The 14,085-nt window shown below is 73.3% G+C and carries 12 protein-coding genes; 6 read left to right on the top strand and 6 right to left on the bottom strand.

Annotated features, from left to right (window positions below):
* Positions 1-8: 8 nt before the first annotated feature.
* Positions 9-1,349: an alpha/beta fold hydrolase gene (locus tag A6V29_RS08710; RefSeq protein WP_137159931.1), complete on the bottom strand. Its 1,341-nt coding sequence runs from the start codon at positions 1,347-1,349 to the stop codon at positions 9-11.
* 76 nt (positions 1,350-1,425) lie between these two features.
* Between A6V29_RS08710 and A6V29_RS08705 the strand changes: the two genes are divergently transcribed.
* Positions 1,426-2,505 carry an alkene reductase gene (locus tag A6V29_RS08705; RefSeq protein WP_137159930.1) on the top strand — a complete coding sequence of 360 codons (1,080 nt, stop codon included), beginning with the start codon at positions 1,426-1,428 and terminating at the stop codon, positions 2,503-2,505.
* Between the two features lie 93 nt (positions 2,506-2,598).
* On the opposite strand, the gene A6V29_RS21905 is transcribed toward A6V29_RS08705, so the two are convergent.
* The 4 genes from A6V29_RS21905 to A6V29_RS08685 form a co-directional block, all read right to left on the bottom strand.
* Positions 2,599-4,122, bottom strand: coding sequence for a GAF domain-containing protein (locus A6V29_RS21905; RefSeq protein WP_283956346.1), 1,524 nt, complete (start codon positions 4,120-4,122; stop codon positions 2,599-2,601).
* A gap of 143 nt (positions 4,123-4,265) precedes the next feature.
* Positions 4,266-4,676: a DUF4345 domain-containing protein gene (locus tag A6V29_RS08695; protein WP_137159928.1), complete on the bottom strand. Its 411-nt coding sequence runs from the start codon at positions 4,674-4,676 to the stop codon at positions 4,266-4,268.
* Positions 4,677-4,717: 41 nt separating this feature from the next.
* Positions 4,718-6,145 (bottom strand): uracil-xanthine permease family protein, encoded by a 1,428-nt coding sequence (locus tag A6V29_RS08690; RefSeq protein WP_137159927.1) that lies wholly within the window; start codon positions 6,143-6,145, stop codon positions 4,718-4,720.
* A 109-nt stretch (positions 6,146-6,254) separates the two neighbouring features.
* Positions 6,255-7,046 (bottom strand): DUF2470 domain-containing protein, encoded by a 792-nt coding sequence (locus A6V29_RS08685; protein WP_212719161.1) that lies wholly within the window; start codon positions 7,044-7,046, stop codon positions 6,255-6,257.
* Between the two features lie 61 nt (positions 7,047-7,107).
* Here A6V29_RS08685 and rpsD point away from each other — a divergent pair, with 61 nt between their 5' ends.
* The 3 genes from rpsD to A6V29_RS08670 all read left to right on the top strand — a co-directional run bounded on the left by rpsD (position 7,108) and on the right by A6V29_RS08670 (position 10,041).
* Positions 7,108-7,710, top strand: a complete 603-nt coding sequence (rpsD, locus tag A6V29_RS08680; protein ID WP_137159926.1) for a 30S ribosomal protein S4 — start codon at positions 7,108-7,110, stop codon at positions 7,708-7,710.
* A 272-nt stretch (positions 7,711-7,982) separates the two neighbouring features.
* A complete protein-coding gene (locus tag A6V29_RS08675) occupies positions 7,983-8,387 on the top strand; it encodes a hypothetical protein (protein ID WP_137159925.1) in 405 nt (134 codons plus the stop codon).
* Positions 8,388-8,439: 52 nt separating this feature from the next.
* Positions 8,440-10,041: a signal peptidase I gene (locus A6V29_RS08670; RefSeq protein ID WP_137159924.1), complete on the top strand. Its 1,602-nt coding sequence runs from the start codon at positions 8,440-8,442 to the stop codon at positions 10,039-10,041.
* A gap of 6 nt (positions 10,042-10,047) precedes the next feature.
* Here A6V29_RS08670 and A6V29_RS08665 read toward each other — a convergent pair whose 3' ends face one another.
* Positions 10,048-10,845 carry a PHP domain-containing protein gene (locus A6V29_RS08665; protein WP_249933123.1) on the bottom strand — a complete coding sequence of 266 codons (798 nt, stop codon included), beginning with the start codon at positions 10,843-10,845 and terminating at the stop codon, positions 10,048-10,050.
* 115 nt (positions 10,846-10,960) lie between these two features.
* Between A6V29_RS08665 and A6V29_RS08660 the strand changes: the two genes are divergently transcribed.
* The gene (locus A6V29_RS08660) at positions 10,961-13,183 is read left to right on the top strand and encodes a DEAD/DEAH box helicase (protein WP_137159922.1); all 2,223 of its coding nucleotides are present in this window, start codon (positions 10,961-10,963) and stop codon (positions 13,181-13,183) included.
* 56 nt (positions 13,184-13,239) lie between these two features.
* Positions 13,240-13,869, top strand: a complete 630-nt coding sequence (locus A6V29_RS08655; protein WP_137159921.1) for an alpha-ketoglutarate-dependent dioxygenase AlkB — start codon at positions 13,240-13,242, stop codon at positions 13,867-13,869.
* Positions 13,870-14,085 lie beyond the last annotated feature (216 nt).

The raw sequence follows: 14,085 nt of genomic DNA, 5'->3' as shown, positions 1-14,085 counted from the left end.
GCCTCGGCTCAGGGCCCGCCGTCGACCGGCCAGTCGGCGAAGACCAGGCTCACCGTGTGCCCGCTCGAGGGCCAGTTCGGCACGTTCAGCGTCTGCGGCCGGTTGGCGTCGCCGCGCGGCAGGTTCCGGACGGTGATCGTGCCGTCGGCATCGGGTGAGGCGGGCAGGAAGACGTCGATCCCGCTCTGGAAGGGCTGCTCGCCGAAGTAGGGCAGCTTCGCGAGCGTGCTCTCGCCCGGGGTGGCGGCGTCGTCGTGGATGTGCAGCCCGATGGCCGCGTTGCCCACGAACTCGGTGATCGCGTTCACCGTCTCGCCACCGTCGACGCTCAGCTCCAGGACGTCGGCGTCGCCTTCGGCGTGCCACTCCCGCATCCGCATGACGACCAGTGCGGCGTGCTCGTCGCCGACGTGGGTGTTGGTGCGGACCGGGCCGTCCGGCTCCGAGGACAGCAGCCGCACCCACGAGCTGCTGCGGACGTAGGGCTGCAGGTAGAGGTGGTGGACGACCGGTGAGGCGTCGCTGCTGAGGGCGTACTCGTAGTGCACGGCGTTCTGCAGCTCGATCGGACCGAACTCGCCGTCGGGGCCGAGCTGGACCGAGGCGTGCGGCTCGTCGTCCACCCGGGCGCCGGTGCCGGCGTCGATCTGCCAGACGTCGAGCCGGGCGTCGCGGCCGGTGTTGGCCGGGAAGTTCACCGCGCGCCCGGAGATCTCCACGGGCGCGCGCTGCGGCACGATGTCGACGACCTCGGGGGCCTCGCCGACGAGGAACTCGTACTGCATGGCGAACGACTCCGCGGAGGTCGCCACCTCGACGTGCGACTGGCCGGGGAACAGCTCCTGGGTGGGGGCGATGCACGGGACGACGTCGGGGCAGGGCCGGCCGTCGATCGCGACGTACTTCGCCACCTTGGCCGCCTGGGCCGGATCCTCCAGGAACAGCGTGGAGACGCCGGTGCCGCGGGAGTGGCCGATCAGGTAGACCTGCTCGGCGCCGAACTCGGCCAGCGTCTCGTCGACCACCTCGGTCAGCCCCGCGGCGTAGGCCGGGATGTCCAGGCCCGCGCCGTCGTGGTCGTAGGCGACGATCCGGTCCTCCGGGTAGCCGTTGGCGACGAACCGCATGGCGTTGGACTCGATCTGCTGGGCCGAGCCCGCGAAGCCGTGCACGAACACGATGGGCAGGGCCACGTCGTCGGGGAGGGCGGGGAGCGGGTCGGTGCCCTCGACGGTGGCGGTGGCCGGCTCGTTCGCGGCGTCGTCCTCGTCGGCGGCGTCCGCCGAGCAGCCGGCGAGCACCAGGGCGGCGGCGACGGCGGCGGCGCGCAGGACCCGGAAGTCGATCATGCGGCCACCCTAGGGGCAGAGAGTGACGTGGGTCGCACTGCGGAAGGTGTCGGCGCGGTGTCGCCTTGCTGTCGTCGTGGACCTGTTCTCCCCTGTCGCGCTCGGCGACCTGCAGCTGGCCAACCGCGTCGTGATGGCGCCGCTCACCCGCCTGCGCTGCGGCGCCACCGGTGTTCCGGACGAACTCGTCGTCGAGCACTACCGGCAGCGGGCGGGCCTCGGCCTGATCATCACCGAGGGCGTCTGGCCGAACCCGCAGGCGCGGGGGTACGCCGGGCAGCCCGGGATCGTCACCGACGAGCAGATCGCGGGCTGGCGTGAGGTCGCCGATGCCGTGCACGAGCGCGGCGGGCGGATCGTCATGCAGCTCATGCACGCGGGTCGGGTGTCGCACCCGGTGATCAACGACGGCCTGGAGCCCGAGGCGCCGTCTGCTCTGGCGATCGACGGCGTGGTGCGCACCCCGGCCGGCAAGCTGCCCTACCCGGTGCCGCACGCGCTGGGCACGGACGAGATCGGGCGCGTCGTGCAGGACTTCGTGCGGTCGGCGGAGAACGCGATCGCGGCCGGGCTGGACGGCGTGGAGCTGCACGGGGCCAACGGCTACCTGCTGCACGAGTTCCTGGCGCCGTCGTCGAACGTCCGCACCGACGGGTACGGCGGGACGCCGGCGAACCGGACCCGCTTCGTCGTCGAGACCGTGACCGCGGTGGCCGAGGCGATCGGCGCCGGCCGTGTGGGGCTGCGCATCTCGCCGGAGCACAACGTCCAGGGGACGCTGGAGACCGACCAGGCCGACCTGCTGCTCACCTACGGCTCGCTGCTCGACCAGCTGCGCCCGCTCGGGCTCGCCTACCTCTCGGTGCTCCACCGCGAGCCGGGCGGGGAGCTCGTGCAGGAGCTGCGGCGTCGGTTCGACGGGCCGCTGGTCGCCAACAGCGGCTTCGGCTCGGTGACCACGCGGGACGAGGCCGTGGCGCTGATCGACGCCGCGCACGCGGAGGCGGTCGCCGTGGGGCGCGCCGCGATCGCCAACCCGGACCTCGTGGAGCGCTGGGCCGGCGGGCACCCCGAGAACGCCCCCCAGCCGCAGCTGTTCTACGTCGGCGGCGCGCAGGGCTACACCGACTACCCGTTCCTCGAGCCAGTGGGCTGATCGGCCCTCCCCCGCATGATCACCACGTGCTGAGCGCTGCTTCGACCGGATCGAGGCAGCAGCCGGCACGATCTCGGCGCCGCACCGGAAGCGTCAGCCGGCGGCCTCGATGAGCTGGGCCATGCGCTCCTGCTCACCGAGCACCTCGCCGATGCGGGTCTGCACCTCGTCCAGGCGGCCGATGATCTCGCCGGTCGTGTGGATCCCCGCAGCGACGGCCTTGCTCGACGACTGGATGCCGGCGATCTGGTCCGACACCCGCTGGGTCGCCTTCGCCGTCTCCCGTGCGAGGTCCTTGACCTCGCTGGCGACGACGGCGAAGCCCTTGCCGACCTCGCCCGCCCGCGCCGCCTCGATGGTGGCGTTGAGCGCGAGCAGGTTCGTCTGGTCGGCGATCCCGGAGATGATCCGGATGACCTCGCCGACGGCGGCCGAGGCCTCGTCGAGCGCCACCACGTCCCCGGTCATCGTCGAGGCCTGGCTCACCGCGTTCTCCGCGACGGCACCGGCCTCGTCCGACGCCTCGCGCAGCCGGGCGATGGTGGCCAGGAGTTCGCGGGCGTTCTGCCGGCTCTCGTCGTTGCGGCGCAGCACGTCCAGCCGCTGGGACACCAGCTGCTGCACGTTGCGCAGCGAGGCGGCCCGCGACTCCGACAGCTGGATGGTCTCGGTGACGAAGAAGTCCATCGTCCCGATGACCCGCCCGCCGACGACGAGCGGGAAGCAGACGCCGGAGCGCACCCCCGCCCGCTGCGCCGCGGGCGCACGGACGCAGTCGGTGACCTGGCCGATGTCCTCGACGAAGACGAGCTCGCGGGACCGCCAGGCACGGCCCGAGAGGCCCACGCCCTCGGCGAAGCTGGCGCTGAGGGTGACGGCCCGGAACTCCTCACCGGCGGAGCCCGACTCCTGCTGGAACCGCAGCACGTCCGTCGCCTCGTCCAGCGCCCAGTAGGAGCCGTACGCCCAGCCGAACGAGCTGCGCACGGTGTCCAGCGCGACGCGCAGCGCCTGCTCCTGGGTGTGCGCCTCGCCGATCTTGGCGACGACGGTGGTCACCGCCTGCCGGTCGTCCAGCGTCTCCTGCAGCTCGGACTTGGCGATCGCTGCCCGCAGCGCGTGCGTGAGCAGACCTTGCAGCGAGCGCCACTTGGACTCGCGGCCGCCGAAGAACGGCAGGGCGGCGGCGTCGTAGAACTCGTAGAGGCACAGGATCACACCGTCGTCGACGACCGGGAGCACGCAGCCTCCGGTCGCCCCGGCGGCCCGGGCCGTGCGCCAGCGCCCGCAGATCGACGGATCGGTGCTCTCGTCGCACAGCGCCGGACCCAGGGTCCGGATCGCGGTCCCGGCCAGGCCCTCGCCCGGGAGGAGCCGGTCCACCCGGGAGGCCCGCATCGCGTCGGTGCGGCTGCCGCCCTCAGCGGTCAGCGAGAAGCCGCCGTCCCCGTCGGGGAGCCAGACCGCGCCGTAGTCCAGCCCGAGCTCCCGGGAGAGCGTGGTCACGATGGTGCGGTGCGCCTCCGGCCGGTCCGCGGCGCCGGCGTCCAGCGCGGTGACGACCGCCGCGACGGCCTCGACGTCGCGCGGGACGGCCGCGGGCGGGACGGGGGGCACGGCCCTCCGGGACAGTGGGCTCATCGCTCGGTCTCCGATCGGCAGGCGACCGGAACGCCCCGTCGCCGTAGGGATATCGGCAGCGGCGATCGCCCGACGTACCGGTACGAAGCCGGTCGTTGCGCGCCAGACGCGGGGTGGTCTCAGCGCTCGCCGGCGGCGGTGGCGACGCGGCGCTGCCACGCCACCAGCACCGGGGTGCCGAGCAGCTCCAGGGCCGTCGCCCCGACGAGCGCGGGGTGCGGCCGGCCGGCGCTGCGCCAGGCCAGCACCCGGGCGGCACCGCCCAGGAAGAGCGCGCCGGAGACCGCCCGCACGAGGGTGGAGCGCCGCTCGATGCCGGGCACCGCCGACCAGATCAGCGGGGCGACCGCGGCGTAGATGGCGTGGGTGTAGCGGTACTCGCTCTCGACGTCGGCCGAGACGACGCCGCTGCCACCCGGCAGCGAAGCCGGCCCGCGCAGCGCACCGGCGAGCCCCGAGGCCAGGGGGATGGCCGCCAGCGCGGTGAGGGTGATCTGCAGGCCGCGTCGGCCGCCGTCCGGGGAGGTCATGGCAGGACCGTCGCACAGCGACGGCCCCGCCGACCAGCGGATCACCCCGTCGGCCTGTCCGCCTCGCCGGACGACGCCGTCGTCCCGACCTCCTCGCCGTGGACGTGCCCGAACGTCGACCCGGCCGCCGGGTGGGGCCCCTCGCGGAGCAGCGACTCCTTCATCTCCGCCGGGGCCAGCGCGCGGGCGAGGTGCCAGCCGACGACGGCGACGATCGTGCCCAGGGAGATCCCGCCGAGGGAGAAGTCGTCGGTGATCTGCAGCAGCGGGGCGTCGTTGCCCGAGTTGCCGACGGCGATCACGATCCCGGCGGCCAGCGGCACGAGGTTGATCGGGTTGGCGAAGTCGACGCGGTTCTCCTTCCAGATCTTCGCGCCGAGCAGGCCGATCATCCCGTAGAGCACCACGGTGATCCCGCCGAGCACCCCGCCGGGGATCGCGTTGATGACCTCGCCGAACTTGGGCACCAGACCGAGCGCGATCGCCACGACCGCAGCGACGTAGTAGGCCGCCGTCGAGTAGACGCGGGTGGCCGCCATGACGCCGATGTTCTCCGCGTAGGTGGTCGTGGGGGAGCCGCCGACCGAGGTGGCGAGAACGGTGGCGGCGCCGTCGGCGAACACCGCCCGGCCGATCACCGGGTCGAGGTCGCGGCGGGTCATCTCGGCGACCGCCTTCACGTGCCCGGCGTTCTCCGCGACCAGCGCGATCACCGCCGGCAGCACCAGCAGGGAGAAGTTGACCGAGAAGGACGGCGTCGTGAACTCCGGCAGGCCGAACCACGGCGCCTCGCTGACGGCGTCGAAGTTCACGCGGTCGGCGTCGGTCGCGCCCAGCGGGCCGGCCGTCCAGTCCAGGAACACCGACAGCAGGTAGCCGAAGACCAGGCCCAGCAGGATCGAGATGCGGGCGAGGAAGCCGCGCAGCAACAGCGAGGCGACGATGACGAACGTCATCGTCGCCAGGGCCACCCACTGGTCCTGCGGCCAGTAGGTGCCCGTCGCCACGGGCGCCAGGTTGAAACCGATGAGCATGACCACCGCGCCGGTGACCGCCGGAGGCAGCACCTTGTTGATCGCCCGCACGCCGGCCACGTGGATCAGCACGCCGACCAGCGCCAGGACGACGCCGGAGACCAGCAGCGCGCCGAGGACGTCGGCGTCCGAGCCGCCCGCGGCCCGCACCGCGACGACGCCGCCGACGAACGAGGCCGAGCTGCCCAGGTAGCTGGGCACCTTCCCCTGCACGATCAGCAGGAACAGGATCGTCGCGACCCCGCTCATCATGATCGCGAGGTTCGGGTCGAGGCCCATGAGCAGCGGGAAGACGAACGTCGCCCCGAACATGGCGACGACGTGCTGCGCGCCGATGCCCACGGTGCGCGGCCACGAGAGCCGCTCGTCCGGTGCCACCGCCTCGCCCAGCGGCAGGGTCTTCCCGTCGCCGTAGAGCTTCCAGCCGAACGCCACCGATGCCTCCTCGACCTGCACGGACGCCCGGACCACCGCCGGGCGACGGGCATCGTCCCACCGGACGGCGCGGCGATCGCTCAGGGGTCGACGGGTGTTGCGGTGGAGATCAGTCCAGGGCGCAGGTGAGCAGGCCGTGGACGGCCGGGGCGAACTGCTCGCGGGTGGTGAGCGGCTCGGGGAAGGCGACCCGGACGTCGTAGCCGCCGCGCGGCGACTCCACCCGGAAGCGCACACCGAAGCGGTCCAGGCCGAGCAGTGCGACGTCGTCCCACCGGCCGGCCCACGCCTGGACCCGGACACGCAGCCGGGCCAGCGTCGCGGCCTCCGCCGCCAGCAGCTCGGTCTCGGCGGTGGTGACGGGGTCGGGGGCGGCGGCCACGAACTCCTCCGGATCCACGTGGTCGACCGCGTACGACTCGTGGACCACGACCTCGGCGACGTCGAGCCGCAGCAGGGTGGCCGTCAGCCCGACGTCGAAGAGGGCGTCGCAGGGGCAGGACTCGGCGAAGGCCAGGACGGCGTCCGGCACCTCGTCGGCCGGCACCGGGCTCAGCCAGCCGGCGATCTCCACCAACGCCCGGATCGGCTGCCGCAGCCCCGCGGGTGCGCGGTCGGTCACGGTCAGCCGGCCCGGCAGATCGCCGACGGGGGAGTCGGCGAGCGAGCGCACCAGCGGACCGGAGGTCGGGACGACGACCAGCGTCCGGCCGTCGGGCGTCGTCGTCGCCGCCGACACCGGCGTGGTGCCGGTGCCGAGGACGTGCAGCGCCGCGCGCGGCCGGGTGGAGATCGTGCGGGCCCGCTCGGCCGGCGAGGGCTGCCCGCCCGCGGCCGGCGGCGCGGTGACCGGGGCCGGGCGGGCGGCGGGGGACTCGCTCGGCGTTCGACCAGCCGTCATGGGACCACCTCGGACCTCTCGGAGACGTGAGTAAGGTGAGCCTAACCAAACCGGAGGTCTCATGAACACACCCCGCCCCAAGATCCGCATCAGCCGAGCGCTTGGCATCCCGCTCACGCCCAAGGCCGTCGCCTACTTCGAGCGGCGCCCCTACCCGCCCGGAGAGCACGGCCGGAAGCGCCGCAAGGACAGCGACTACTCCACCCGGCTCAAGGAGAAGCAGCGGCTGCGCGCGCAGTACGACATCAGCGAGAGCCAGCTGCGGGCGGCGTTCGACAGGGCCAAGGGCTCCGGCGGCAAGACGGGCGAGGTGCTCATCCAGGACCTCGAGTCGCGGCTGGACGCCACCGTGCTGCGGGCGGGGTTCGCGCGGACGATCTACCAGGCCCGCCAGTTCGTCACCCACCAGCACGTGCTGGTGAACGGCAGGCGGGTCGACCGCCCCTCCTACCGGCTCCGGCCGGGCGACTTCGTCCAGGTCGCGGAGCGGTCGAAGGTCAAGGAGCCCTTCGTCGTCGCTGCCTCCGGTGCCCACGCCGAGCCGCCGACGTACCTCGCGGTCTCGCTCGGAGACCTGGTCGCGCGCTACGAGCGGACGCCCGAGCGCGACGAGGTCCCGGTGATCTGCGACGAGCAGCTGGTGGTCGAGTACTACTCCCGCTGACGCCGGCCGGCGAGCAGGTCCTCGACGGCGGCCGGCCGGGTGTGCCCCTCCTCCGACGCCACGCGCGGCAACGTGCCGGCGACCCTGGAGACGACGGTCGGGTGAGCGCCGCACGGGGGTGTCGTTCGAGCGACTCCAGTTCCTCGTGGGACTGGAGTTGAGTCTGGGCTGCCGCTGCCGAAATCCGCTGCGTCAAGGATGACGGCGCAGTTTCGGAAACGGGTGAGGACCACCCGGACGGGCCTGGGCCACCGAAGAGAACGGACACTCCCATGCGCCTCTCGCGCGTTCTGCTCGCCGGTGCCGCGGTCGCCGCTGCCGCCGTCGCGACCTCGGCCTTCACCGCCGGTAACGACGTCCAGGACTCCGTCGCCGGTTACGGTGATGCGGCGGTCACGGGCGCCAAGACGACCAACATCGACTACGTCCTCCACGCCACCGACAAGTCCGAGGTCACCTCGATCGACTTCGACGTCCAGGAGAACTTCGACGTCGCGGTGACCGAGGGCCTGACGGCGTGGCTGCAGCTCCAGGAGGCCGACGGCGACCCCGTCGGTGGGCCGGTCTCCTGCAACATCCTCGCCTTCGCGACCGACCACACCCCGATCAACTGCCCGCTGCCGCCGGGCACCAAGATCGCGAGCTTCGATCGCATCGGCCTGACGGTCTCCGAGTAACCCCTCGAGCCAGAGCGAGGGGTCGCTCGCTCGCCTCAGCCGGAAGCGATCGATGAACGCTGCAACCAGAGCCGCCAGCACCAGCGCTGTCATCGCGCTGGTGCTGGCGGCTGCCTGGTTCTTCTGGCCGGCGCAGCTCGGCGGCGCCACCACCTACGTCAGCACGTACGGCACGAGCATGGAACCGGGGTTCTCCACCGGGGACCTCGCGGTCCTGCGGCCCGCAGACTCCTACGAGGTCGGCGACGTCGTCGCCTATCACTCGGAGATCCTGAACACGACGGTCATGCACCGGATCGTCGACGTCGACGGTGACCGCTTCGTGCTGCAGGGCGACAACAACGACTGGCTCGACGAGGACCGCCCGACCTCCGATGAGTTGCTCGGAAAGCTGTTCCGTCAGGTGCCGGGCGGCGGCAAGGCGCTCGACGCGATCACCTCGCCGTGGTCGATCGGACTGATCGTCGCCGTCGTCCTCGGGTTGTTCGGCACCAGCGACACCGTGCGCCGCGCCCGCCGGCGCCGGCGGGGCCGGCACGCTTCTCGCGGATCAGCGGCCGCCGTCCACTTCTCCATGCCCACCCGGGCGCAGGCGCGCCAGGTGGCCATCGGCTCCGGTGCCGTCGCGCTGCTGGCGGCCGTCGCCGGCGCGGTGCTGCTCGCCCTTCCCGAGACGCAGTCGCAGACGCGCGCCGTGCCGGTCACCCAGGAGGGCCGCTTCTCCTATGCCGGCACCGCCGCGCCGTCGACGACCTACCCGACCGGCGTCATCTCGACCGGCGACCCGATCTACACCAGGCTTGCCGACGACCTGAGGGTCTCCTTCGAGCACACCGTCTCCGCACCCGGCCTCGACACCGTCGACGGCACCCTGCGGCTGGACCTCTCCGTCGCCACCGCCGACGGGTGGACCGCCCCGCTCGGAGCGAGTTCCACCGTGCCCGTCCGGGGTGAGACCGCCACGGTCACGGCCCCGGTCGACGCCACCCTCGCGGCCTCGCTCGTCGGCCGGCACAACGCCGAGATCGGGAGCAACGCGGGCGCGGCGAGGATCGTCGTCACCCCCGTCGTCGAGCTCGGCGGCACCGTGCAGGGCCGTCCCTTCACGGCCGGCGCCCTGGGCGAGTACGCCTTCGCCATGGACTCCGCGGCGCTGCGGGCCCCCGCCGACGACGTCGTCGCCCCGTCGACTCCCGCCTCGGTGCAGATCGAGGAGGTCGTCGCCCGGACGTTCAGCGTGCTCGGCGTGGACCTGCCGATCGGCGCCGCCGAGCTGATCGCGGCCGTCGTCCTCGGGCTGGCGGTCGTGGTGGCCGCCGTCACCGGGTGGATCGGCCGCCCGCGGACCGGTGACCCGGCCGACTCCTTCGCCGTCCGCAACGCGGCCCGGATCCTGCCGGTCACCGGCCTGAACCCCGGCGGGACCGTCGTCGACGTCACCGAGGCCGACGCGCTGCGCCGCGTCGCTGAGCGGTTCGACGGCCTCGTGCTGCACCACGCCGGTCCGGACGGCCACACCTTCGCCGTCCAGGACGCCGAGACCACCTACCGGTTCGTCTTCCCCGACACCGCCGTCACGCGGAAGCCGCCCCCGCCGCCACCCCCGGTCCAGGCGGCGGCTCCGCTGACGATCCCGCTGCCGCGCGTGGCCTGAGGCCGGTCAGCGACGCCAGAAGTCGAAACGGTCGCGGCCGGGACGGAAGCCCGCCGCCTCCACCACGTCGACGGCGAGGTCGAACTTCTGCCCGACGGCGGAGGGGGTGTGCGCGTCGCTGCCGAAGCTGACCGCCTCCCCGCCCGCCTCGTAGAACCAGCGCATCTGGTCGGCCGAGGCCAGCGGGCTGGTGGTGTTGATCTCCAGCGCACGCCCGGAGCCGGCGAGGGCCCGGAAGACCTCCCGGTACTCCTCCTCGAAGTTCTTCTCCACGTACCGGTGCGACCCGCCAGGCCAGTACCGCCGCGGGAAGTCAGCGTGCGCGAGGACCTGGAAGACGTCGCTGCCCTCGATCATCCGCACCATCTCGCTGAGGTACCGGCGCATCGTCGCGTCGGCGTCCTGGTGCAGCAGCCGGCCGACGCCCACCAGCCGGCCCCAGTCGTCCAGCGAGTGCAGCGAGCCCAGGATCCGGTCCACGGGGGCGTCGCGCAGGTGCGAGGCGATGCTCGCGGCGAACAGGTGCGGCTCGCCGGCCTCGACACCGGAGAGGATCCGCAGCTCCGGGAAGCGGTCGCGCACCTCGGCGAGCTCGGCGAAGTAGCCCTCGACGTCGATCGGCAGCTGCTGGGCGGGGAACCTGTCGGTCAGCCCGCGCTCGGTCGCCAGGTCCTCGGCCTGCCAGACGGTGAAGTCCAGGTGCTCGGTGAAGGCGATCCCGGGGATCCCCTGCTGGATCGCCCGCTCGCACGCGCGCCGCATGGTCGAGGCGTCACCGGTGTCCCACGACCAGTGCGTGTGCACGTGGTTGTCCGCCGGAAGCTGCCCTCGATGTTCCATCGCCTGTGGATTGTCCCCCGCCCTCCACAGCTCGCGCTCGGGGGCCCGTCCTGTCGTCGGTCGTGCCTACTGTCGGGGCATGACGACCGCCGCCCCGACGTCCGAGGTCGCCGCCGAGGCGCTGGCCGTGCTCCGCGAGCTGACCGGCCGGCCCGACGCCGTCTTCCGCGAGGGGCAGGACGCCGCGGTGTTCGCCCTCGTCGAGCGTTCCCAGCGGGCACTGGTCGTGCAGCGCACCGGATGGGGGAAGTCGGCGGTCTACTTCGTCTCCACCGCGCTGCTCCGGCGCCGCGGCAAGGGCCCGACCTTGCTCGTGTCGCCGCTGCTCGCGCTGATGCGCGACCAGGTGGCCGCCGCCGCGCGTGCCGGCATCCGGGCGGTCGAGATCTCCAGCGCCAACATGACGGAGTGGGACGACATCGCCGCCCGCCTCACCGCTGACGACGTCGACGTCCTGCTCGTCTCGCCCGAGCGGCTGACCAACCCGCGGTTCCGCGAGGAGCAGCTGCCCGGCCTGGTCACCCGCTGCGGGCTGGTCGTGGTCGACGAGGCGCACTGCGTCTCCGACTGGGGGCACGACTTCCGCCCCGACTACCGCCGGATCCGCGACCTGCTGGGCACGCTCCCGGCCGGCACCCCGGTCCTCGCGACGACGGCCACGGCCAACGAGCGCGTCGTGGACGACGTCGCCGAGCAGCTCGGCGCCGGTGGTGTCGAGGTGACGACGGTCCGGGGGCCGCTGTCGCGGGACTCGCTCCGCCTCGGCGTGCTGCGGCTTTCGTCGGACCGCGCCCGGCTGGCCTGGCTCGCGGCGCACCTCGGTGAGCTCCCGGGGAGCGGGATCGTCTACACGCTCACCGTCGCGGCCGCCGAGGAGACGGCGGCGCTGCTGCGCGACGCCGGGCACGAGGTCCGCGCCTACACCGGCCGGCTCGACGACGCCGACCGCAAGGACGCCGAAGAGGCGCTGCGCGAGAACCGGGTGAAGGCGCTGGTCGCCACGTCCGCGCTCGGCATGGGCTTCGACAAGCCCGATCTCGGCTTCGTCGTGCACCTCGGGGCGCCGTCGTCGCCGGTCAGCTACTACCAGCAGGTGGGCCGTGCCGGTCGCGCCGTCGAGCACGCCGACGTGCTGCTGCTCCCCGGCCCGGAGGACATCGCGATCTGGCAGTGGTTCGCCACCTCCTCCATGCCGCGGGAGGACCACGCGGCAGCGGTGCTCACCGCGATGGCCGACGGCAAGGCCTGGTCGGTGGCCCGCCTCGAGACGGTCGCCGACGTCCGCCGCTCGCGGCTCGAGCTGCTGCTGAAGGTGCTGGCCGTCGACGGCGCCGTCGAGCGGGTGCAGGGCGGATGGCGGTCCACCGGGCAGCCGTGGGTGTACGACGCCGACCGCTACGCCCGCGTGACCCGCACCCGGGAGGCCGAGCAGCGGGCGATGCTCGCCTACGCCAAGCCGGTCGACCAGGCCGAGTGCCGCATGGCCTTCCTCCAGTCCGCGCTCGACGACCCGACGGCCGCACCGTGCGGGCGCTGCGACGTCTGCGCCGGCCCCTGGTACGCCACCGAGGTACCCGAGGCCGCCGCGGAGGCGGCGTCGGCGGCACTCGACCGGCCCGGTGTGGAGCTCGCTCCGCGCGCGCAGTGGCCCACCGGCGCCGACCGGCTGGGGGTCGACGTCAAGGGCAAGATCGCCCCCGGCGAGCAGGTCGAGGTCGGCCGGGCAGTCGCCCGGTTGACCGACCTCGGCTGGGGACAGCGGCTGCGCACCCTGCTCGGTGACGATGGCGTGGGCGGCACCGTGGTCCTCGACCTCGAGGCACCCGGCATCGAGGAGGACCCGGACGCGGCCTTCGACGTCCCGGTCCAACGCTCGATCTCCGACCTGCCACCCGACGAGGACCTGCTCCGTGCCTGCGCGCGGGTGCTCGCCGCCTGGGACTGGGCGCAGCGACCGGTGGCCGTGGTGGCCGTGCCCTCCCGCCGCCGTCCCCGCCTCGTGACCGGGGTGGCCCGAGGGCTGGCCCGCATGGGGCGGCTCGACTACCTCGGTGAGCTGTCACTCGCGCACGGAGGGCCGACCGGCCAGCCCGGCGGCAACAGCGCCTTCCGGCTGGCCGCTGTCTGGGAGCGCATCGTGGTCGGACCCGAACTGCGGGAGCGGCTGGCGGGGGTCGCCGGCCCCGTGCTGCTCGTCGACGACCTCGCCGACTCGCGCTGGACGATGACGGTGGCCGGACGAGAGCTGCGCCGGGCCGGTGCGCCGGCCGTGCTGCCCTTCGCGCTCGCGCTCACTGCCTGACGGTTGTCCACAGCTTTTCGCACACATGTGCGAAAAGTCGGAGTAGCGTCTCCGCCATGGCGCTCCCCCACCAGCCGTCGATGTGGGACGTGGCCGAGGAGGCCACCCTGACCCCCTTGCCCGGCCGCATCGAGCGGCACCGACTGAGCGCGGGCGCCTGGGTGGACCACCTGCCCGGCTGGGTGGCCGGCTCCGACGAGGTGCTCGAGGTCCTCCTCGGCGACATCGGCTGGCGCGAGGATCGGCGGCAGATGTACGAGCGCGAGGTCATCGTGCCCCGACTGCTGCGCTGGTACGGAGGCGGCGAGCCGCTGCCGCACCCCTTGCTGACCCAGGCCCGGGACGCCTTGAACGAGCACTACGGCCCCGAACTCGGAGAGCAGTTCGTCAGCGCGGGCATGTGCCTCTACCGCGACGGTCGGGACAGCGTCGCCTGGCACGGGGATCGCCTCGGTCGCGGCCGGTCCGGCGACACCATGGTCGCGATCGTCTCCTTCGGCTCGCCGCGTCCGCTGATGCTCCGCCCGCTCGGGGGCGGCTCGAGCCTGAGGTTCCCGCTCGGCCACGGAGATCTCGTCGTCATGGGCGGCTCCTGCCAGCGGACCTGGGAGCACTGCATCCCGAAGACGGCCAAGCCGGTCGGCCCACGCGTGAGCGTCCAGTTCCGTCCACGCGGCGTCGCCTGACGCCGGCCTCGCCGGACCGGCAGAGTCGCCCCGAGGGACCCCCCTGCAAGCGGGCCAGGACGGCATGTATGTTTGTCCCTGCGCCGCGCGGCCCGGAAGGGCCGCCGGACCCGGAAGCCCCCTCGAGAGGGCCGCGGGAAACCGGCGTAGTGTTGGACATCCAGCCGCGAGTGAAGCCCGTGAGGGTGGAGTTCGTGCGCGTCCGCTCTTTGAGAA

The sequence above is a fragment of the Blastococcus sp. CCUG 61487 genome (assembly GCF_005222955.1).
In the GTDB taxonomy this organism is placed as follows: domain Bacteria; phylum Actinomycetota; class Actinomycetes; order Mycobacteriales; family Geodermatophilaceae; genus Blastococcus.
Note: the sequence above shows the minus strand (reverse complement) of the source record. Positions and strands in the feature narration are given on the sequence as shown.